This is a genomic window from Streptomyces spiralis (assembly GCF_014654675.1).
GTDB classification, from domain to species: domain Bacteria; phylum Actinomycetota; class Actinomycetes; order Streptomycetales; family Streptomycetaceae; genus Streptomyces; species Streptomyces spiralis.
This window is the reverse complement of sequence record NZ_BNBC01000003.1, coordinates 261,905-283,546: the sequence shown is the minus strand read 5'-3', so window position 1 is coordinate 283,546 and position 21,642 is coordinate 261,905. Positions and strand designations below refer to the sequence as shown.

Genomic DNA, 21,642 nt, shown 5'->3' with positions numbered 1-21,642 from the left:
GGCCCCGGCGGGACCGCTACTCCTGCCCGGGGACCGCCATCTCCCCGAGCAGGGACCAGTCGTTCTGCTCGACGGTCATGTTGACGATGCGCGGCGTCTCGGCCAGATGGGGCGGCAGCGACTGCTGCGCGGCCTTGAAGTGCGCGGACTGCACATGCGCGGCCCCGGCCTCGTCGTCGCGGAACGCCTCGACCAGCACGTACTCCGTCGAGTCCTCGATGCTGCGCGACCAGTCGAACCACAGGCAGCCCGGCTCGGCGCGGGTGGCGCTGGTGAAGTCAGCGGTGATCTCGGGCCAGCGGTCGGCGTGCTCGGGGCGGACTCGGAACTTGGCGGTGATGAAGATCATGGGCAGCATCGTACGACCTCGTAGTGCCGTCGCTGTTCCTGTCGCTCCTGCCGTTGCGCGGGCCGGCCCACGCCGGCCGGGCGTCAGCGGGGCGCCATGCGGAGAGCGCCGTCCAGCCGGACGGTTTCGCCGTTGAGCATGGGGTTGGTGAGGACGTGCTCCACCAGAGCGGCGTATTCGTCCGGGGCGCCGAGGCGGGCCGGGTGCGGGACCTGTGCGCCGAGAGCCGCCCGGGCCGCGTCCGGCAGGCCCGCGAGCATGGGCGTCTCGAACAGGCCCGGCGCGATGCTCACCACCCGTATCAGGCTCTCGGCGAGGTCCCGCGCCAACGGAAGCGTCATTCCGCTGACGCCTGCCTTGGACGCGGCGTACGCGGCCTGTCCGATCTGCCCGTCGAACGCGGCCACCGAAGCCGTCGTGACCACGACGCCGCGCTCGCCCCCGATCGGCTGCTGCGCGGCGATGCGCCGGGCGGCGAGCTGGACGACGTTGAAGGTGCCGATCAGGTTGACCTCGACCACGCTGCGAAAGGCGGCGAGACCGGAGGCCGGGTCCTGCGCCGGCAGACGGATGCCCCGCAGGACCCCGGCGCAGGTGACGACGGCGCGCAGCGGCCCCAGTCCCCCGGCGGTGTCCAGGGCGCTCGCCACCTGCTCGGCGCTGGTGACGTCGGCCGCGACGAAACACGCCCGGTCGCCCAGCTCTTCGGCGGCCTGCGCCCCGTCCGAGGTCGGCAGATCGACGAGTACGGCCGTGGCTCCGGCCTCGACGAGCCGGCGCGCGGTCGCCAGGCCCAGGCCCGACCCGCCTCCGGTGATCAGTGCGACGTTTCCCTTGATGTGCAACGTGCTGCTCCTCAGGCTGTCAGGAGGGTCCGTGTGTAGGGGTGGGACGGACGGGTGGTGAGCCGGTCGGCGGTGCCCTCCTCGACGACGGTTCCCCCGCGCAGCACGGCCGCACGGTGTGCGACGTGGCGGATGACGTCGAGGTCGTGGGAGATGAACAAGTAGGCGACGCCGAGGGTCTGCTGGAGTTCGACGAGCAGGTTGAGGACGTGGGCCTGCACGGACAGGTCCAGCGCGCTGGTCGGCTCGTCGCAGACGATCAGGTCGGGTTCGAGGACGAGGGCGCGGGCGATGGCGATGCGCTGGCGCTGTCCCCCGGAGAAGGCGGCAGGGTAGCGCTCGGCGGCGTCCGCGGTCAGACCGACCAGGTTCAGGCTGTCGCTCACACGTGCCGCGGCCTGGCCGCGGGTGTGCCGCCGCGTGATGTGCAGCGGTTCGCTCAGGGTCTGGCCGATGGTGCGTGAGGGGTTGAGCGAACCGTACGGGTCCTGGAACACCACCTGGATGTGCCGGGCGAGCCGGCGGCGCCGCGCGGGCGGTGCGTGCGTGATGTCCTCGTCCTGGACGGCGCCGTGGAAGACGATGCGCCCGGCGGCGGGCCGCACCAGGCCCAGGATCGCCTTGCCGATCGTCGACTTGCCGGAGCCCGACTCCCCCAGCAGGCCCAGTGTCTCACCGCGGGAGAGGCGCAGGGTGACACCGTCGACGGCGGGGCGCAGCGGGTGCCGGCTCCGGCCGCGCCGCCCGTAGGAGACACTCAGCTCCTGCACCTCCAGCAGCGGTTCGGTCGCGTCGGTCGGCGGCCGCGCGGCCACGGCGGTGTCAGGAGCGTACGGGTGCCCCTCGTCCGCGGCGGTCTCAGGAACGTACGGCGGTCGCTCGGTCACGGTCGTCTCCTTTGCCGAGTTCGGTGTGCCGCAGGCAGCGGGTGCCGCGGTCGGGCGCGGGTTCCAGCAGGGGCACTGCCGCCGCGGCGCAGGCCGGCGTGGCGAGCGCGCAGCGGGCGGCGAAATGGCAGCCCGGGGGCCACTCGTGGGGAGCCGGGACCGTGCCGGGGATCGCCCGCAGCGGCTCTCGGGGAGCGGCGCGGCCGGGCGCCGAGGCGAGCAGCCCGGCCGTGTAGGGGTGCCGAGGGTGCGCGAGCAGATCGGCCGTCGGACCCGACTCGACGACCTGGCCGGCGTACATCACGTACGTCCGCCGGCACATCCGTGAGATGACCTTCCAGTCGTGGCTGATGAGCAGGACCGCCAGGCCGCGCTCGCGCTGCACCTGTCGGAGCAGGTCGAGGACTTCGGCGCGTACGCCGGCGTCCAGTGCGGTGGTGGGCTCGTCGGCGATCAGAAGGTCCGGCTCCCCGGCCAGGGCCAGGGCGATGGCGGCGCGCTGTGCCATTCCGCCGGAGAGTTCGTGGACATGGCAGGTGGCGACGTGTTCTGGCTCGGCGACGCGTACGGCGCGCAGCAGTTCGACGGCCCGGGCGCGGGCGGCCCGGCGTGTGCCGCCGTGGTGGCGGCGGACCAGTTCCGCGATCTGTCCGCCGACCGGGATCACGGGGTCGAGGGAGGTGAGGGGAGTCTGCGAGACCAGGGCGATGCGCCTGCCGCGCAGCGCGCGGACGGTCCGCGGGTCCGCGCCTACGAGTTCGGTGCCGTCGAAGACGATGCTGCCCTCGGTGATCTCGCCCCGGCCGGGCAGGAGTCCCAGGATCGCCCGGCCGGTGACGGACTTGCCGCAGCCCGACTCGCCGACCAGGCCCACGGTCTCCCCAGGGCCGATGTCGAGGTCCACGCCTTCCACTACGGTGGTCATGCCGTGCGGACCGGGGAGCGCGACGGTGGCGTCATGGATCGACAGCAGGGCGGGGGAGGAGTCCGTGCGCGAGGCGGGCACCGGTGGATGCGATGTGCCCTTGCGGGGCCGGGAAGCCCGGGACCGCGATGGGCGTGAGCGGGGTGCGGGCGGCGTGGCCGTCGTGGACCGGCCCGCCCCGGCGTCCCGGACGGCGTCGCCGAGCACCCCGCACGCCAGGATCGCCAGACCGAGCACGACACCGGGTGGCGCGAGCAGCCATGGCTGCCGGTCGGTGACCGCGGCCGCGTCGGCGATCATGTTGCCCCAGGTGGGTGTGGGCGGGTCGGCGCCGAACCCCAGATAGCTCAGACCCGCGTCGATCATCAGGGCCCCGCCGGCGAACAGCGAGACCTGGACGACGACCGGCCCCGCCACCCGCGGCAGCACATGGCGCACCAGGATGTGACGCCGGCCCAGGCCGCTCACCCGAGCCGCCGCGACGTACAACTCCTGCCGTACGGCGAGGGTGGCACCCCGCACCACCCGGGCGACGCCGGGGGAGACCAGCACCCCGAGCACCGCCATCGCCAGGACCTGGTGGTCGCCGACGACGGCGAGGACGACGAGCAGGGTGACCAGCACGGGGATCGCGAGCATGACGTCCACCGCCCAGGAGAAGACCCGGTCGAACCAGCCGCCGAGGAAACCGGCCGTGACCCCGCAGCCGGCGCCGACGACGAGCACGGTCGACGCGGCCACAGCGGCGTCAATCAGGCTGGGACGGCCGCCGTACATGAGGCGGCTGAGCACGTCCCGGCCCAGGTTGTCGGTGCCCAGCGGATGCGCCGCGCCCGGACCGGTGAGGACGTGGTCCAGGTCGGTGGCGGTCGGGCCGTGCGGCGCGAGCCACGGAGCGGCGAGGGACGCCAGGACCAGCAGCGCGAGGTACGCCAGGCACACGAGGGCGGCCGGGCGCCGCAGCACGGTGCGCACCATCGGCGCGGGCCGGTGGCGTCGTACGGCGGAGGGCAGTTCGGTCATGGCACACGCACCTTGGGGTTGAGCCGGGCGTAGGCGAGGTCGACGGCGAGGTTCACGGCGACGACCACCAGCGTGAACACCACGACCACACCTTGGATCACGGGGATGTCGTGCTGGGTCGTGGCCTGCGCGGCGAGACCGCCGAGGCCGGGCATGGCGAAGACGGCCTCCACGAAGACGGTGCCGCTGAGCAGGCCGACGGAGGTGAGGCCGACCAGCGTCACCACGGGTATGGCCGCGTTGCGCAGCGCGTGCCGCAGGACGACGGAGGCCCGCGAGGCCCCGTTGGCGCGCAGCGTGGTGACGAAGTCCCGGGAGAGGGCCTCCAGCATCGCGTCGCGTGTCTGTTTGGCGAACACCGCGATGCCGGGCAGCGCCAGGGTGGCCACAGGCAGCACGAGACTGCGCGCCCACCCGGCGGGGGCGTCGGCGAACGCCACGTACCCGGTCGCGGGGAACACCGGCACGGCCACGGCGAGCAGCGCCACCAGGACCAGCGCCAGCCAGAAACCGGGCAGCGCGTACCCGATCAGCGACACCAGGTCCACGGCACGGCCGATACGCCCGCCGCGCACCGCGCTCAGCACGCCCAGCGCCACCCCGAGCACGGCCGTGACGGTGGTGGTGCACACGATCAGTGAGAGCGTCACCGGCAGACGGCCCGCGATCTCCGCGCCGACGTCGAGTCCGCTGATCGGCGAGGAGCCCAGGTCGCCGCGCAGCGCCTGGCCCAGCCAGTGGGCGTACTGGACCAACACCGGTTCGTCCAGGTGCAGTCGGTGGGCCAGGAGCCGGTGGGCCTCGGGGCTGTAGTGATCGCCCAGGATCGTGCGGGCGGTGTCTCCGGGAGCCGCCGCCTGGAGCAGGAACGTCAGCAGTGAGACGAGGAGGACGAGCACGGCCGAGACCAGCAGCCGGCGTGCGATCAACCGCAGCATGGCGTTCAGGCTCCCGGGCCCGCCGCCGGGCGCCAGTCGACGACGCTCGGGAACGGCCTGTCCCGCACCGCCTCGATCCGCACGCTGTCGCGGTGGAAGAGGAACACCGGACTCAGGCACACCGGCAGGAACCAGGCCTGCTCCACCACCCGCCGGACGATGTCCCGGTCCAGCCCCGAACGGGTCTTCTCGTCCGCGGCGGCCGCCTGCCGGTCCAGCCGTTCCAGTTCGGGATCGGAGCTGTGGAAGGGGTTCATGCCGACGGCGTCCCGCAGCCACAGCCCCCGGCCCATGAAGTAGACCGGCAGCGCACCCCAACCCATCGTGGACGCGGGATACTTGGTGATCTCCTGCGCCGCGCCGGCGGGATCCTTCGCCGTGATCCGCATCCGGACGCCCACCTTCTCCAGGTCGGCGGCTATGGCCTGGGCGATCTCCCCGGGGAACGCGGGGGTCGACGGGACGACCACCGGCAGGGTGAAGCCGTCGGCGTGCCCGGCCGCGGCCAGGAGCTGCTTGGCCTTGACCGGGTCGTGGGGGTAGAAGACGGTGTCGTTGTGGCCGTCCTGACCGGGCACCGCCGGCTGGTCGGTGGGTGTGCCGTAGGCACCGAGCAACGCCTTGGTGATCTTCTGGCGGTCCACGGCGTGGTTGAGGGCCTGCCGCACGCGGACGTCACGCAGCGGCGGGCACAGCTTTCCGGCACGGTCGTTGAGCTGGATGCCCATCACGATGTTGGGGCTGGAGGCGACCTTCAGCCCCGCCCGCGCCGCGCCGGAGGCGATCGCGTAGCTTCCGGAGATGACATCGACCTGGCCGGTCTTGAGCGCGGCGAGGGCGGTGTTCTCGTTGGGCAGGACCTTGATGACGATCCTGTCGTAGCGGCGGTCCTTCGCGTTCCAGTACCTCGGATTGGGCACGTAGGTGTAGTGGTCGCCCGCCACCGTCTCCGCCGGAGCCAGCATGTAGGGGCCCGCGCCGTAGGTACGGCGTGCGAGTCCGCCCGGATCGGCGAGCGCTCGGGGGCTGATCAGGTTGCCCGCGAAGTAGTCCTGGGTGAAGAGCGCAGGCAGCTGCGGGTGCGGCTGGGAAAGAGCGAGATGGACCGTGTGCTCGTCGAGTGCCTCCACCTTGGCGACGGGCGCGAGGAAGGCCGCCGCCTGGCCCGCCGCCTGCTTGAAGTACGCGATGTTCCGCTCGACCGCCTCGGCGTCGAGCGGCGCGCCGTCGCTGAAGGTCACGCCCGCACGGAGCTTGATCTCGAAGGCGGTGTTCCCCTTGCCGAGGTACCTCCACGAGGTCGCCAGGCGCGGTCGCAGACTGCCGTCGGCGGCGCGGTGGATCAGCGGGTCGTAGGCCGGGTTGAGGTAGAACAGCGACTCGCCACCGGCCTTGGCGGGGTCGAGACTGACCGGCGGCCAGAACTGTCCGATGCGCAGGGTGCTGTGCGAGGTCGCCGAGCCGGCGGAACCGGCGCCACCGCTGCACGCGGTCAGCGTCAGTCCGGAGGCGAGCACGGTCGCCGTGGCCGCGAACCGCCGTCGCGACAGGCCTGGCCGGTCCGGCACCGCGGCTTCGGTGAGGCGGGCGGGGAGTGTCCCGCCGAGGGATGCGGTGCTCATCGTGGGCTCCTGTGGTGAGAGAGGGCGGGCGGGTGAGGAGGACCGGCGGTCCACTGGCGGTCGAACAGCAGGTGACCGTCGAGCGTGATCCGGCCGGTGGCCCGCACGCCGGAGGCCTGGGCGGTGATGTCGGCGTCGACGGTGATGTGGTGACCGGTGTCGGTGTGGACTTCGCCGAAGGCGCTGACGGTGACGGTGGCGGCGTCCGGCCGCACGCGGTCGGCCGTCGCGGTGATCTCCTGCCGGCCGCGCACGCGGTGGGCGCGGCCGTGGGCGTGCGGTACGGCGGCTCCGTCGTCGCTCAGGGCGATGCGTACGGAGACCGTGTTGCCGAGGTGGTCGTCGGCGATCTCCCAGACGGGTGGGCCGGGAGCCGAAGCGGCGGCCGCGGGGACGGGTGCCGTGCCCGGGGTCGGGCGCTCGGAGGTCGTGCCGGTGGCCACGGACAGCAGCTCCAGGAGTGAACTCGGATCCGGGGCGGGGAAGTCGAGCACGTCCGCGTTCTCGACGCGCTCCGCGGGCAGGACGGGCAGCACCAGCCCGGTCACCTCGGGCCACGCGTCCGCGCACCCCGGCTCCTCGGGCCAGACACGCGGGAAGTCGCCCGGCGCGACGACGACGCGCAGCCGGTGTCCGGGACGCAGCTCGTACGCCGTCGGACCGAGCATGACGTCGACGGTGCCGCCGGCGAGCGGCTCCCCGGCCCACAGACCGGCGCAGACCAGGGTGGAACGGCCCATCGGATCGACGTCCGTGAGCTTCACCGACACGCGCGGCCAGGGCGCGGTGACGGTGACCACGGGACGCCCGCACAGCAGTTGCGGCACGCGGCACGGCGGCGATGTCAGGCACAGACTGTGCGTGTCGTCGTCGTGCTGGTCGAGAGGGAGACCGAAGGGCCCGGACGGAACGGCCCACAGGCCGCTGAGTGCGCCGGTCGCCGGATCGGGCCGCACCGCCACGGTGCGCGTCCAGGTCGCCGGATCCACCGGAACGGCGCTGTCGCCCATGGGCCAGCCCGGCAGACCCAGCCAGCGCGGCGCGTCGCCTCCCTCGACGTACACGCTGACGGGCGTCGCCTTGTCCGCGCCGTTCGGCTCGTCGCGCAGCCACCGGTCCCACCAGGCCAGCGCGAGCTCGAGGAAGTCGACGGGCACGTGCGGCGATTCGTTGGGCATGGTGTGCAGCCACGGTCCGGCGATCAGCCGCTTCGGCCCGGTCATCTTCTCGTACGCCCGCAGCGTGCCCTCGCAGAACAGGTCCCGCCACCCGGCGAAGCACAGCGCGGGGACGTCGATCGCCGAGGCGTCGATGCGCGCTCGGTCCCACACCGGGTCGCCGGGGCCCGGGCCGAAGAGGTCCAGCAGGTGCGGGCGCTCGCTCCGGCGGGAGCGCCAGCGCGCCCGCTCGGCCAGGTCCGCGTAGTCGTCGAGCGGTGGCAGCAGCTGACCGAGCAGCATGGTCATCGACCACAGGCCCAGCGGGCCGAGCGCGCCGCGGGTGCCACCGGGGTGGACGAAGTCGTGGCCCGGGTCGTCCGTGCTTTCGAGGACGACGATCGCCCGCAGTGCGGCGGGGCGCCGGGCCGCGGTGCGCATCGTCGTCATCCCGCCGTAGGAGCCGCCCCACATGCCGACCGTGCCGTCGCACCAGGGCTGGCGGACGGCCCAGGCGATGGCGTCGAGTGCGTCGTCCGCCTCCCCCGGGTGGAACGGTGGCCTGCGCACGCCGTCGGAGGACCCGAGACCGCGCAGGTCCACCAGCAGCGACGGATAGCCGCGCGAGGCGAACCAGCGGAAGGCGGCGGAGCCGGACAGGGCGGCGACGTCGCGGCGGTAGGGGAGAAGCGTGAGGAGGAGCGGTGCGGGGGCGGCGCCCTCGGGCAGGAACAGATCGCCGGAGAGCGTGACTTCGGGATCCGCCGTGGGGATGCGGACGTCGCGGTGCACGACGACGCCGTAGCGGCGGCCCGGGCCTTCAAGGGGAGGTTCGGGTGCGTTCATGGTGGCCTCTCGCCACGAGCAGGATGTGTCCTGTGCCTGCGTGGCTGTGGTTGTGGCTGCGTGTCGGTGTCGGTGTCGGTGTCGGTGCAGGTGTCTGCGTCTGTGACCGCGGCTGTGTGGGGAAACGGACGGCGCGTCGTCGAGGGGGTTCCGCGTGCTCGTGTCAGGCCGGGCGCGCGGAACCGCGCCTCTTCACGGTCGGGTCCGCGTCAGGTCAGACGCCGGCCGCGTTCATGAGGAGCGGGAAGGACGCGTGCAACTCGCGCTCCCAGTAGGGCCAGTTGTGGATGCCCGGGCCGTAGAGGTTGGCCGTGATGTTCGCGCCGACCTGGTGCAGGCGGTCGACGAACGCCTCGGTCATGATCTCGATCAGCGGTTCGATGTTGGGATCCGCCGGTGTGCCCGGCGGCTCGAAGGGGCCGGGCTGGCCGTTGCCGCTGGAGGCGTACAACGGGATGTCCTTGAGCAGGTACGCGAGGTCGTACGGATTGTGCGCCGCCCACCGCCCCGGGTCGACGGCCGGGTCCCCCCACAGGGCGTCCGGGTCGAACCCCTCCACCTGGAGGGTGCCCCGCACCAGTGCGGGACCGTCGAACGGGCTCGGGTCGTGCGGCCCGGTGTACGTGGTGTGGACGACACCGCTGTACGCGGCCGCGGCACGGAACATGCCGGGATGGCGGGCCGCGTACGACATCGCGCCGAAGCCGCCCATCGACAGACCGGCGATGACGCGCCGCGGGCCGGCGCCGTAGCCGCCTTCCAGGATGCGTATCAGTTCGACGAGATGGAACGTCTCCCAGGCCGGAGCACCGCCGAAGCCGTGGTTCCACCAGTCCGAGTAGAAGCCGGCGCGGCCGCCGGTCGGCATGACGACGAGGACGCCGGTGTCCTGCGTCAGCGCGGCGACGTCGGTGGAGCGGGTCCACGACGAGTAGTCGTCGCCCGCGCCGTGCAGCAGATACAGCACCGGCCAGGTGCGGGCCGGGTTCGGGGTCCACCCCGGCGGCAGCAGCAGCCGCACCTTCACCGCCGGGTCCGCGAGAGCGGGGGAGTCGATGGTGAGGTCCAGGGTCCGGGTGTCGACGTAGGTCTCGGCCACCACGCGGGCGTCGCCGAACGTGCCGGCCGCGCGCCGTGCCGGCTTGGCCTTGCGCCGGGCCGGCGGGGCAGCGGCTCCTGCGGGGGTGGCCGTCAGCGCGACCGCCGAAGCGGCCGCGGCGGCACCGGTGAGGAATCTACGTCGGTCCATGTGGGGCATCGTCGCCTCCTGGGACGTGGGGAAAGGGAGGAATTTTCAGGGGAGTCGGGCGCGGATCAGGACTGCCGGGAGCCGTCGCTCTCCCGGAGCAGATAGCGCTGGAGCTTGCCGCTGGGCGTGCGGGGCAGTCGGTTCACGAAGCGGATCTCACGCGGATAGGAATGCGCGGCGAGGTGTGTCTTCACATGCTTCTGGAGCTCGTCGACCAGCGCGTCGCCCGGCTCGGCGCCCTGCCGCAGCACCACATGGGCCACGACGATCTCGCCGCGCAGGTCGTCCGGAGCGCCGACGACGGCGGCCTCCGCCACGGCTTCGTGCCGCTCCAGCAGGCTCTCCACCTCGTACGGGCCGATGCGGTAACCGGCCATCAGAATCACGTCGTCGTCGCGTGAGGCGAAGGTGAGATAGCCGTCGTCGTCCTGGGCCGCCGCGTCACCGGTCAGGTACCAGCGGCCGTCGGCGGTGAAGCGCTCCGCGGTGCGCTCAGGGGCGTCGCGGTAGCCGGTGAACCACATCAGAGGGCTCGACTCCACGTCGACCGCGAGCCGGCCCGGTGTACCGCGCGGCGCGGGTTCGTCCGCGTCCGGCCGCAACACGTCGAGGCGCCAGCCGGGCAGCGCACGGCCCATCGAACCGGGCCGCAGGGGTGCCGCGACCTCGGGATGCCAGGCGTTGGCCACGGCCATGCCGAGCTCGGTCTGGCCGTAGTGGTCGCGCACCGGAACGCCCAGCGTCCGCTCGGCCCAGGCGACGACGTCCGCGCCGAGCGGCTCGCCGGCCGAGGAGCAGTGCCGCAGCGCGAGGGGCTCGGCCCGCGCCGGGGTCTGGGCGCGCAGCGCCCGGAACACCGTGGGGCCCGCGGTGAAGTTGGTGACGCCGAACCTCGCCAGGACTGACCAGGTCAGCTCGGGCGAGAAGGCGCTGTGCAGCAGAAGTGTGGTCCGGCCGAGGGCGAGCGGGCCGATCAGCCCGTAGTACAGGCCGTACGCCCAGCCGGGGTCAGCCGCGTTCCAGAAGACGTCGTCGGGGCGGTGGTCGAGACCGTACTCCTGGTACATGAGGATCGCCGCCACGGCCCGCAGCGGGAGCGGTACGGCCTTCGGGGCGCCGGTCGTGCCCGAGGTGAACAGCTCGACGAGGGTTCCTTCGCCGCCGACGGCCACGGGGTGCGGCCAGGGCTCCGCCGTGAGCAGGTCGTGCAGGGCGAGGTCGGTTCCGGTGGCGGCCCCGGTGCTGATGACCCGCCATTCGGGGGCGTCCGGTATGCCGTCGCCCGGGGCGAGTTTGGGCCGCTGCGACGGATCGCAGATCACCGCCTTGGTGCCGTTGCCGGTGATCCGCAGGGCGATCGCGGGCCGGGCGAAGGCGGTGAACAGCGGGACCTGGACCGCGCCGAGCCGCCAGATCGCCAGGGCCGCCACGACCAGGTCGGCCGACTTGGGCATCAGCGTGGCCACCCGGTCGCCCACCCCGACGCCCAGCCCGGCCAGCGCGGTCGCGAGCCGTGCGGAGCGGTCGTGCAGCTCGCCGTAGGTCAGGTCGGTGCTGGTGAGGTCCGGCTCGACGACCCGCACGGCGACGGCGTCCGGCGGATGTCGGTCGCACAGCAACTCGGCGGCGACGGCCTCCGGCCCGGCGACCGCCGCCAGGGTCTCCGCGACGCGTTCGTGTGGCAAAGTCATTGCGGCTCCCGGATCCATGGGGCACCTTGATGCCCGACTGTTAACCAGATGTTTCCGGCGCGGTGGCAGCACCAGGTACCCCCGACTGAGGGGGGGCGCCCCCGCGACGCGGCTCATTCCAGGAGGCGGCGTGAACCGCTCTGTGGCAGCAGACGACCAGACCCGGATACAGCGCACACTCGCCCGGCTGCGGGATGCCACCGACCTGCCCCTCACCTTCGGCGGAGCGGTCAACAGCGGCATGCAACTGCAGCTCACGCAGTTCGTCGGAGCCATCGCCGGGGCGCTGCGCGGGGCCGTCCTGGACCCCGGCCGCGGACTCGGCGGCAAGGTGGTGACGCTGCGGCGACCGCAACTGGTCAACGACTACGTGGGCTCGCAGGGCATCAGCCACCACTACGACCACATCATCCAGGCCGAATGCCTGCGGGCCCTGGTCGCCGTGCCCCTGGTGGTACGCGGCCGGGTGCGCGGTGTGCTGTACGGCGCCGTACGCAGCGCCACACCGCTCGGGGACCGGATCGTCCACTCCGTCATGGAGATGGCCCGGGAGCTGGAGCAGGATCTGGCGGTCGACGACGAACTCGCGCGGCGACTGCGCTGGCTGGACGAGCGGGTACCGGAGCCGAGGGCGACGGGCGCCCCCGAGCCGGCCGGAACCCACCGGGAACAGCTCCGCGAGGCCTACGCGGAGCTGCGGGTCCTGGCCCACAACACCGACGACCCGACGCTGCGGGAGCGCATCGAGGCGGTGTGCCACAAGCTCTCCACGGCCGGCGGCGACACCCGCCCGGCGGACGGCGCGGCGGTGCGACGGGAGGAGGCACCGCTGTCGGCCCGCGAGTTGGACGTGCTCGCCTGCGTCGCTCTGGGCTGGACGAACCCGCAGGTCGCCGCCGACCTCGGGATCACCGTCGAGACGGTGAAGAGCTATCTGCGCAGCGCCACCCGCAAACTCCAGGCACGCTCCCGGCTGGAGGCGGTGGTCGCGGCGCGGCGCCGCGGTCTGCTGCCCTGACAGGAGCCTTCCACGTACCCGGGCCCGCCCCGGACCGGCCCGGGGTTGACGTGACACCGGCCCGGTGCACTATCGTTCCCGGCCCAGTGGAACCGCCGTGTCAGGACGTCGGTCCGCCGCTCATCTCCCCGGCGCCCAGCGCCGGTTCCCCCGTGCCCGTGGCACCACGCACACCACGGCCGCCCGACCCGCACACCCAGCGCGCCGAGCGGTCCCGCGTGCACACGCACCGGGCACTCGCATCCCCAGGAGACGACGCCATGGACCGCCCTGTGCCGAACGACGCCTTGGGCCACTGCGCACCACACACCGACGAGGACCGGGCCGCACCGCGGGTCGGCGAGCACCACGCCGCACCGCACACCCGCCGGCACCACACCGCACCGTACGAGAGCGAGATCTCCGATCTGCTCGCCCGGATGACCCTCGACGAGAAACTGGGCCAGCTCCAGCAACTCGCCTGGGCCGCCGACACCGGGCCCGGCGACGACCAGGCACACCTCGTGGGACGCGCCGCGCGCGCCGGCGGGCTGGGCTCCGTGCTGAACCTCCACGGTGCCCGCGCGACCAACGACCTCCAGCGCGTGGCCGTCGAGGAGAGCCGGCTCGGCATTCCGCTGGTCTTCGGCATGGACGTCGTCCACGGATTCCGGACCACCTTCCCCATCTCGCTGGCCCAGGCGGCGAGTTTCGACCCGGACATCGCCGAGCGGGAGGCCCGGATCTCCGCCGAGGAGGCGCGGTCGGCCGGCGTCCACTGGGCGTTCTCACCCATGATGGACGTCACCGCCGAGCCGCGCTGGGGACGGATCTCCGAGAGCTGCGGCGAGGACCCCTGCCTCACGGCGGCGTTCGCGACCGCCAAGATCCGTGGATACCAGGGCGCCGGGGCCGGACGGATCCCACGGGACCGCATGGCCGCCTGCGCCAAGCACTTCGTCGGCTACGGCGCGGTCGAGGGCGGCCGCGAGTACAACACGGTGGACGTGTCCGAGTCACGGCTGCGGAACCTGCACCTGCCGCCGTTCCGGGCCGCCGTCGAGGCAGGCGTGGCCACGGTCATGGCCGCGTTCAACACCGTCAGCGGCGTACCGGCGCACGCCAACGCCCGTACGCTGACCGACATCCTCAAGCGGGACTGGGGCTTCGGCGGCGTAGTGGTCAGCGACTGGACCGGCGTCGCCGAACTGGTGCCTCACGGTTTCGCCGCCGACCTCGCGCACGCCGCACGGCTCGCGCTCGGCGCCGGTGTCGACATGGAGATGGTCAGCACCTGCTTCGCCGACCACGGTGCGAGGCTGCTTGCGGACGGCCGGCTCACGGCCGACCGTCTGGACGACGCCGTGGCACGGGTGCTGCGTCTGAAGTTCCGGCTCGGTCTCTTCGACAACCCCTACACGGACGAGCGCACGGAGATCACCGCACCGTCCGCGCACGCCCGTCGCGCCGCGCGTGCCGCCGCCGCCCGCTCCATGGTGCTGCTCAAGAACGAGCGCGGCGCACTTCCCCTGCCGCGGGACGCCGCCTCGATCGCGGTGGTCGGCCCGTTCGCCGAGTCGACCGACCTCAACGGCGCGTGGGCCGGGCCGGGTGCCGACGCCTTCCCCGCCGTCACCATGGCGGACGGCATCCGGCACGCGGTGCCCGGAGCAAAGATCCGTTGTGCAAAGGGAGTCGACCCGGAGGGCAAGGACACGTCCGGGATAGCGGCCGCCGTCGCCGCGGCCGAGGTGTCCGACGTGACCGTGGTCGTGGTCGGCGAGCCGGCGGCCCTGAGCGGCGAAGGCGGCTCGCGCAGCGCCGTCGGCCTGCCCGGCGAGCAGGACCGCCTCGTCGCCGCGATCGCCGGCACGGGCCGCCCCTGCGTCGTCGTACTGACCTGCGGCCGCCCCCTCGCCCTCGGCGACTGGCTCGACGCGGTGCCGGCGGTCCTGGTCGCCTGGCACCCGGGTCTCGAAGCCGGCCACGCCCTGGCCGACGTGCTGTTCGGCGCCGTCGACCCGGGTGCCAGACTCCCGGTGTCGTTCCCCCGCACCACAGGTCAGATCCCCATCGCCTACAACCACGAGAACACCGGCCGCCCGTGCGGCCCAGGACCGCAGCCCCCGCGCTACGGCTCGCGCTACCTCGACCTGGACCACGGCCCGCGGTTCCCCTTCGGCCACGGCCTCGGCTACACCACGTTCGAGCTCGGCCGGCCCACCGTGGACACCACGGCCCTCACCGCGCAGGCCCTCCTCGAAGGAGCCACGGTCACAGCCTCCGTGACGGTGACCAACACCGGCGCCCGGGCCGGCGACGAGGTCGTCCAGCTCTACATCCACGACCCGGTGGCAAGCCTCGTGCAACCGGTTCGACGCCTGCGGGCCTTCCGCCGCATCCACCTCCCCGCAGGACGGAGCACCACAGTGAACTTCACCCTCGGCGCGGAGGACTTCGGCTTCTGGACGAACTGCCCCGAGGGCGAGTTCCTCGTCGAACCGGGTGACATCCACATCCACCTGAGCACCGGCTCCCGCACGACGACCACCGGCTGCACCCTCACCGTCAAGTGACGTGACCGTGTGCCGCCTCGGCCGTCAACGGTTGTCGCGCCGGCCGTAGGTGAGCCGCCGCAGCAGCCACTCGGCGGGTCCGGTCCGGCCGTGTCGATCGAGCCACACGGCGCCGGCGACACTCACGAGCCAGACGGCGACGGCGAGCAGCACGGCGGTGACCGAGCCGCCGCCGAACGTGTCGGCCAGGCCCAGGCTGTACGGCGCCAGGAGGACGAGCCAGGCGACGGACTGGAAGAGGTAGCCGGAGAGCGAGCGCTGCCCGAGCGCGGCCAGCGACTTGACCAGCGGGCCCGGTGTCGCGCGTGACACGCGCAGGGCGATCAGTCCGAAGACCGCGACGTAGCCGGGGCCGGCGAACATGCCACTGGCGCCGTAGAGCGTCGACATGAGCGACGCGGTCGAGGCGTCGACGTGCAGCCATCCCGCGGCCACCAGCGCCAGCGGGAGCCCTCCCGCCACGGCGAGCCCGAGACCGGCCACGGCGGTACGGCGCAGCAGCCGCTGGTGGCGGACCGGGTCCTCCAGCACCTGCTTGCGCGCGGCCCACATGCCGAGCCAGGTGATGAGGATGAACGGCAGGACGGTCATCGTGTGCGTGGGCCACTCGCCGAGCCGGTCGAGCATGCCGTGGAGGTAGTCCGGCGCGGCGAGCGAGTCGACGTGCCGGCTCGGGACGGCGGCGTCGGAGCCCGGCGCGGAACCCGACAACAGCGCCCGGACCACGAGCGTTCCGAGCACCAAAACCTCCACCGCGCACAGCGCCCAGAGCCAGGTCACGACCCGGTGCACCCGGTCGCTCCGATCGAGCAGCACCAGGGTCATGACGACGCCGACCAGGCCGTAGGCGCCGAGGAAGTCGCCGTAGTAGAGCAGCGTGGCATGGACGAACCCGAAGACGACGAGCCATGCGTTGCGCCGGAGCAGCACCGACCGCACCGCCGTGCGCGGCGCACCGGCCGCGGCCTGCCGACGGGCCAGCTGGACGAGCCCGTAGCCGAACATGACCGCGAACACCGGATAGCCGCGAGCGTGGACCAGCGTGAACATCGCGAGGTTGACGCCCCGGTCGACGCCGTGAGGCGACGGCTCGGCACCTGGTTCGCCGGCGAACACCACACCCGCCGCGTTGGCGAGCGCGATGATCAGCAGCATCGCGCCCCTGCCCAGGTCCGGCGCCAGCGCGCGCTCCGCGCGCCGCACCGGCCCCCGCACCGGCCGCACGCCGCGATCGACATGGTCGACGGTCATCCCTGTCCCCTTCCCCCTGCTTCAGACTCGAGGTCTTTATTTATATATCAGAGAAACTATAAGGGGGAAACTAATGCAGGTCGCGGGGAGGCCGAGGGTCGGGGTACGCGATGATGAGACGGTCGATCGGGTCGAGGCAGCGATGGAGGAGTGCGTGAACAGCGAGGACACAGTGCCGGACGGCCTGCGCAGGCTCTGGCGCCTGTCGGAGCCGTCGCGCCTGGGCCGGCCCGCCGCGCTCGACATCGGCAGGGTGGTCGGAGTCGCCGTCGAACTCGCCGACCGTGACGGGCTCGGCGGTGTGACGCTGCCCAAGGTCGGGGCCGCGCTCGGCGTGACGAGCATGTCGCTCTACCGCTATGTCGGTTCCAAGGACGAACTGCTCGTGCTGATGAGCGACGCCGCGCTCGGCGACCCGCCGGCGCTCGACGGCGGCGCACCGTCCTGGCGCGACGGCCTGCGCGACTGGGCCCGTGCACAGCGAGAGGTGTATCTGCGGCGCCCCTGGCTCGTGCGGGTGCCGATGTCCGGCCCGCCCGCCGGTCCCCATCACATCGCCTGGATGGAATCGGCGCTGGCGGTACTGCGCGGGACCGGTCTCGACTGGGCGCGCAAGATCGCCGTACTCGGCCTGATCAGCGGTTACGCACGCCAGGCGGTACTGCAGTCGCAGGATCTCGCCGCGGGCAGGGGCGAGGGGACCGGCCAGGCGAGCGCGGAACGGGACTACGGCCGCGCGCTGACGCGGCTCGTCGATCCCGGCCGTTTCCCCGAGTCGGCCCGGCTGTTCGCCTCGTCCCTCTTCGAAGCCCCGCCCGTCACCACCGACGAGGCGATGGCGGACAGCGACTTCGCGGTCGGCCTGGAGCTGATCCTGGACGGTGTCGCAGCCGCCGTCAGCCGCGCGACGGACGGCGCCGCGACCACGTGAGCTTGGGGAACTGCGTCACACTCCGGCCGTATCGCCCACCGTGTCCGGCCGCCGGGCCGGCGGTGTCGGCCTGGTCCGTCGTCGTCCGGCGTTGGCGATGACGCTGGTGAGGGCGCCCGCGAGCAGCCCCCAGAAGGCGGATCCGATGCCCAGCAGCGTGACACCGGACGCGGTGGCGAGGAACGTGACGACCGCGGCCTCCCGCGCCGCCTTGTCGGACAGGGCCGTGGTCAGGGAGCTTTCGATCGTGGCCAGCAGACCCACGCCCGCTGTGGCGAGCACCAGGGCGTGCGGCATGGCCGTGAGCAGCGATGCGACCGTGGCACCGAACACCCCGACGCAGAGATAGAAGATCCCGGCCCACACGGCGGCGACGTAGCGCCTGTTCCGGTCCGGGTGCGCCTCCTGGCCCGTGCAGATCGCGGCGGTGATGGAGGAGAGGTTCAGCCCGAACGCGCCGAACGGGGCGAGCAGGACGTTGACCGCTCCGGTCCACGTCATCAGCGGCGAGACGGGCACGTCGTAGCCCGAGCCGCGCAGCACGGCGACTCCGGGCAGGTTCTGCGAGGCCATCGTGACCACGAACAGCGGCACACCGACGCTGACGAGGACCTTCCAGTCGAAGTCCGGCGCGACGAAGACCGGCTCGGCGAGCGAGATCCGCAGCCGGTCCAGGCGCCACCCGCCGGTGAGGACCGAGGCGAGGACACCGCCGGCGAGGGCGAGGAGCACCGCGTACCGCGGTGCGAACCGGCGCGCCAGGAGATAGAGCACGAAAACGGGGAAGGCGACCGCGAAACTGTCGTGCATCGTGCTGAACAGCCCGGTGCCGAACCGCAGCAGCACCCCGGCGAGCAGCGCCGAGGCCAGCGGTACGGGGATGCGGTCCATGGCGCGGGCGAACCACCCGGTCACTCCGGTGACGAGGACGAGCAGTGCCGAGAAGACGAACGCGCCCACGGCCTGTCCCATCGGCACCCCGGCGAGGCTGGTCGAGAGCAGGGCCGCGCCCGGTGTCGACCACGCGGTGACGACAGGGGCGCGATGGCGCAGAGAAAGGCCGACGCAGGTGACCGCGAGGCCGACGCCGAGTGCGAGCATCCAGGAGCCGATCTCCCTCGGGCCCGCCCCCGCGGCCCTCGCCGCGGTGAACACGAGCGCGGCCGAGCTGGTGACGCCCACGGTGACGGCGATCAGTCCGGCGGCCACGGCCGACGGCGGGGCGGCCGCGCGTACGCGGTCGGAGAAGGAGGGCATGTGGGACAACTTCCGGGGACGAAGGCGACGGAATGCGTACCTGCTGTTCCATAAACGGAACGTTCTGTTTGTGGAACACTAGAGGCGAGACGGAGACCCGTCAACCACGGCAACGACAGCGGGAGCGCGATCCGGCGATGGGGCTGAACGACGAAGTGGGGCGCAGACTCCGGGCGCTGCGCACGGCCCGGGGCCTGTCGCTCTCGGAGCTGGCGCGGCGCTCCGGCGTGGGCAAAGGCACGCTCTCGGAGCTGGAGGGCGGCACGCGCAACCCCACCCTCGAGACCCTCTACGCCCTGACCACCGCGCTCAACCGGCCGCTCAGCGCCGTACTCAGCGACGACCCGCCCCCGCGCGGCGAGCAGCACGAGGGCGCCGTCTCCGGCAGCGCCGTCACGGCGGTTCTGATCGAGCGGCACGAGGACGAGGACGCGGTCACCGACGTCTTCCGGATCACCATCGCCGCCGGCGCCACACAGGAGTCGGCCGCGCACGTCGCGGGTACGACGGAGAGCCTGATGATCCTGAGCGGTACGGCCGTCGTAGGAGTCCAGGACGCGCCGCGCAGCGTCGGGCCGGGCATGTCGGTGTGCTGGCCCGCCGACACCGCCCACCTCTACAGCGCCCCGCACGGCGACGTGCACGGCATCCTCTTCGTGCGCTACCCGGCGGCCGCGCTCTGACACGGGTGAACGACGGCCGGGAGGGAACTACGAAGCGTCCTCCACGTGTTCGGGCGCCCCGTACACGACGGACCAGGGGCGGGGAGAGCCCCGCTCGGGTCCGGGGCGGGCCGGAGCGGTTCCCCGGGCCGGCACCTCCGCGACGGCCGCGGCGAACTGCCGGGCACCCGGGTGCACGCCCCGGGCCGGCCAGGCCGCCGGAGCCCGTCATCGACGACGCCGGCGCCCGCGACGAGGCGGACTTCGCGGACGTGCGCAGCGGACGCGAGCGGTCCGGCCCGCCGTGACGCCTGATCAGATAGCGTGCACAGCCATGGGTGAGCTGATATTGATCAGGCACGGACAGACCGAGTGGAGCCTGTCGGGCCGGTACGCCGGCCGCACGGACGTTCCGTTGACCGAGGCGGGTGAGGCTGCGGCCAAGGCGCTCGCTCCCCGGCTGGCCGGGCGCCCGCTGGCCGGCGTGTTCAGCAGCCCGTTGAGCCGTGCCGTGCGCACGGCCGAGCTGGCGGGCCTGACCGGCGTCAGGCCCGATCCCGACCTGATCGAGTGGGACTACGGCGGCTATGAGGGCCTGACCGCGGAACAGATCCGTCGGGCACGGCCGGGCTGGGATCTGTGGCGGGACGGCGTCGTTCCCGGCGACACCGACCATCCCGGCGAGCGGCTCGAGCAGGTGGCCGCGAGGACGGACGCGGTGCTGGACAGGATCCGGGCGCTGTTGAGCGGCGGCGACGTCGCGGTCGTCGCTCACGGTCATCTGGGGCGCGTACTCGCGGTGCGCTGGCTGGGCCTGGACGCGTCGGCCGCCCGCCTGCTCGGCCACCCGCATCCGGGGACGCTCGGCTTCCTGGCAGCCGACGACGGGCAGCCGTGCATCTCCGCATGGAACGTCCCGTAGCGGCAGCCATCGGTTCTCACGGTCCGGCACCAGGCCGGCGAGCGCGACGTGGGTTCCCGCCGGTGAGTGCGACATTGGGCTCTGCCGCCACCACCGTGTCACATCATCCCGTCCCTCCTTGTCTATGTGGTGTCGAACTACGAGCAGAGGGAACCATGCGTGAGATTGTGATCGTCGGTGGCGGCTACGCGGGCTTCTACACCGCGTGGCGCCTCGAGAAGACGCTGCGCAAGGACGAGGCACGGGTCACCGTCGTCGACCCACGTCCGTACATGACCTACCAGCCCTTCCTGCCGGAGGTGACGGCCGGATCGGTCGAGGCACGTCACGCCGCGGTGTCGTTGCGGCGGCACCTGCGCCGCACCCGGCTGATCGCGGGGAGCGTGACCGAGATCCGTCACACGGACCGGAAGGTCACCGTCCGGCCCGTGCACGGCGCCGACCACGACATGCGTTACGACATCCTCGTGGTCACCGCCGGCGCCGTGACGCGCACCTTCCCCATCCCCGGACTCGCACAGCAGGCGATCGGCCTGAAACACGTGGAGGAGGCGGTGGCCATCCGCGACCGGCTGATGACGGCGTTCGACGAGGCGGCCTCACTGCCCCCGGGGGCCGAGAGACGAAAGCTGCTCACCGTCACGTTCGTGGGCGGCGGCTTCTCCGGTGTCGAGGGCTTCGGTGAACTGCTGTCTCTGGCGACCGCGATGCTCAAGTCCTATCCGGAGCTGAGTATCGACGATCTGTCGTTCCATCTGGTCGAGGCCCGGGACCGCATTCTGCCCGAGGTGGGAGACAAGCCGGGCGCCTGGGTGGTGGACTCCTTGGAACGGCGTGGTGCGCACGTCCACCTGAACACGCAGCTCGTCTCCGCCGAGGACGGACACGTCGTGCTCTCGAGCGGGGAGGAGTTCGATTCCGCGCTGATCGTCTGGACGGCGGGCAACGCCTCCAACCCGGTGGTGCACAACCACACGGATCTGCCCGTCGACGAGCGGGGTCTGCTCGTGGTCCGTGCCGATCTCCGCGTGGGCACCGACAGCGAGCCCGTGCAGGATGTGTGGGCGGCCGGAGACGACGCGGCCGTTCCCGATCTGGCCTCGCCCGTGCCGGGCGCGCACACGGTGCCGAACGCTCAGCATGCCGTGCGGCAGGGCAAGTGGCTCGCGAAGAACATCGTGGCCGGCCTGCGGGGAGGGAGAATCCGGAGCTACCGCCACGCGAGCCTGGGAGTGGTCGCGACGTTGGGACTGGGACGGGGCATCTTCCAGTACAAGAGCATCGTCATCAAGGGATTCCCCGCCTGGCTGATGCACCGGGGTTACCACGTCCTGGCCGTGCCCAGCTGGGAACGGAAGATCCGCGTCCTTTCCGTCTGGCTCACGGCGGCCCTGTTCGGCCGAGACCTCGTCTCCCTGCTCTCCGTGCAGCACCCCCGGGACGCCTTCGTCACCAGCGGTGACGCACAGCGTGCCGGCGAGAGCCGGGCGATCTACAGGGCCGCTTGAGACGGA

The 21,642-nt window shown here is 72.6% G+C and carries 17 protein-coding genes; 6 read left to right on the top strand and 11 right to left on the bottom strand.

Annotated features, from left to right (window positions below; genetic code table 11):
* Positions 1-16 precede the first annotated feature (16 nt).
* From IE318_RS05565 to IE318_RS05525, 9 genes are all read right to left on the bottom strand, one after another.
* Positions 17-349, bottom strand: coding sequence for a putative quinol monooxygenase (locus IE318_RS05565; protein ID WP_189897002.1), 333 nt, complete (start codon positions 347-349; stop codon positions 17-19).
* Between the two features lie 83 nt (positions 350-432).
* Positions 433-1,194, bottom strand: a complete 762-nt coding sequence (locus tag IE318_RS05560) for an SDR family NAD(P)-dependent oxidoreductase (protein ID WP_189897000.1) — start codon at positions 1,192-1,194, stop codon at positions 433-435.
* An 11-nt stretch (positions 1,195-1,205) separates the two neighbouring features.
* The gene (locus IE318_RS05555) at positions 1,206-2,081 is read right to left on the bottom strand and encodes an ABC transporter ATP-binding protein (RefSeq protein ID WP_229903354.1); all 876 of its coding nucleotides are present in this window, start codon (positions 2,079-2,081) and stop codon (positions 1,206-1,208) included.
* Positions 2,053-4,029 (bottom strand): dipeptide/oligopeptide/nickel ABC transporter permease/ATP-binding protein, encoded by a 1,977-nt coding sequence (locus IE318_RS05550; RefSeq protein ID WP_189896998.1) that lies wholly within the window; start codon positions 4,027-4,029, stop codon positions 2,053-2,055. Before IE318_RS05550 ends, IE318_RS05555 begins: the two co-directional genes overlap by 29 nt.
* Positions 4,026-4,967, bottom strand: a complete 942-nt coding sequence (locus IE318_RS05545; RefSeq protein WP_189896996.1) for an ABC transporter permease — start codon at positions 4,965-4,967, stop codon at positions 4,026-4,028. Before IE318_RS05545 ends, IE318_RS05550 begins: the two co-directional genes overlap by 4 nt.
* 5 nt (positions 4,968-4,972) lie before the next feature.
* Positions 4,973-6,589 (bottom strand): ABC transporter substrate-binding protein, encoded by a 1,617-nt coding sequence (locus IE318_RS05540; protein WP_189896994.1) that lies wholly within the window; start codon positions 6,587-6,589, stop codon positions 4,973-4,975.
* Positions 6,586-8,592, bottom strand: a complete 2,007-nt coding sequence (locus IE318_RS05535; protein ID WP_189896992.1) for a CocE/NonD family hydrolase — start codon at positions 8,590-8,592, stop codon at positions 6,586-6,588. The genes IE318_RS05540 and IE318_RS05535 overlap by 4 nt, the downstream gene beginning before the upstream one ends.
* Before the next feature lie 214 nt (positions 8,593-8,806).
* Positions 8,807-9,841 (bottom strand): alpha/beta hydrolase, encoded by a 1,035-nt coding sequence (locus IE318_RS05530; protein WP_229903353.1) that lies wholly within the window; start codon positions 9,839-9,841, stop codon positions 8,807-8,809.
* Between the two features lie 65 nt (positions 9,842-9,906).
* The gene (locus IE318_RS05525) at positions 9,907-11,532 is read right to left on the bottom strand and encodes an AMP-binding protein (protein WP_189896986.1); all 1,626 of its coding nucleotides are present in this window, start codon (positions 11,530-11,532) and stop codon (positions 9,907-9,909) included.
* A 130-nt stretch (positions 11,533-11,662) separates the two neighbouring features.
* Here IE318_RS05525 and IE318_RS05520 point away from each other — a divergent pair, with 130 nt between their 5' ends.
* Both IE318_RS05520 and IE318_RS05515 read left to right on the top strand, forming a co-directional pair.
* A complete protein-coding gene (locus IE318_RS05520) occupies positions 11,663-12,550 on the top strand; it encodes a LuxR C-terminal-related transcriptional regulator (RefSeq protein WP_229903352.1) in 888 nt (295 codons plus the stop codon).
* Positions 12,551-12,810: 260 nt separating this feature from the next.
* Positions 12,811-15,105, top strand: a complete 2,295-nt coding sequence (locus IE318_RS05515; protein WP_189896981.1) for a glycoside hydrolase family 3 N-terminal domain-containing protein — start codon at positions 12,811-12,813, stop codon at positions 15,103-15,105.
* Positions 15,106-15,129: 24 nt separating this feature from the next.
* Here the strand turns inward: IE318_RS05515 and IE318_RS05510 are convergent, their stop codons facing one another.
* Positions 15,130-16,356, bottom strand: coding sequence for a DUF418 domain-containing protein (locus IE318_RS05510; RefSeq protein ID WP_189896979.1), 1,227 nt, complete (start codon positions 16,354-16,356; stop codon positions 15,130-15,132).
* Positions 16,357-16,510: 154 nt separating this feature from the next.
* Here IE318_RS05510 and IE318_RS05505 point away from each other — a divergent pair, with 154 nt between their 5' ends.
* Positions 16,511-17,287 carry a TetR/AcrR family transcriptional regulator gene (locus IE318_RS05505; protein WP_229903351.1) on the top strand — a complete coding sequence of 259 codons (777 nt, stop codon included), beginning with the start codon at positions 16,511-16,513 and terminating at the stop codon, positions 17,285-17,287.
* Positions 17,288-17,302: 15 nt separating this feature from the next.
* On the opposite strand, the gene IE318_RS05500 is transcribed toward IE318_RS05505, so the two are convergent.
* Positions 17,303-18,544, bottom strand: a complete 1,242-nt coding sequence (locus IE318_RS05500; protein ID WP_189896975.1) for a benzoate/H(+) symporter BenE family transporter — start codon at positions 18,542-18,544, stop codon at positions 17,303-17,305.
* Between the two features lie 137 nt (positions 18,545-18,681).
* Here IE318_RS05500 and IE318_RS05495 point away from each other — a divergent pair, with 137 nt between their 5' ends.
* From IE318_RS05495 to IE318_RS05485, 3 genes are all read left to right on the top strand, one after another.
* Complete coding sequence (locus IE318_RS05495) at positions 18,682-19,227, top strand: helix-turn-helix domain-containing protein (RefSeq protein ID WP_189896972.1); 546 nt, start codon at positions 18,682-18,684, stop codon at positions 19,225-19,227.
* Between the two features lie 313 nt (positions 19,228-19,540).
* Positions 19,541-20,128: a histidine phosphatase family protein gene (locus IE318_RS05490; protein WP_189896970.1), complete on the top strand. Its 588-nt coding sequence runs from the start codon at positions 19,541-19,543 to the stop codon at positions 20,126-20,128.
* Positions 20,129-20,283: 155 nt separating this feature from the next.
* Positions 20,284-21,636: an NAD(P)/FAD-dependent oxidoreductase gene (locus IE318_RS05485; protein WP_189896968.1), complete on the top strand. Its 1,353-nt coding sequence runs from the start codon at positions 20,284-20,286 to the stop codon at positions 21,634-21,636.
* Positions 21,637-21,642 lie beyond the last annotated feature (6 nt).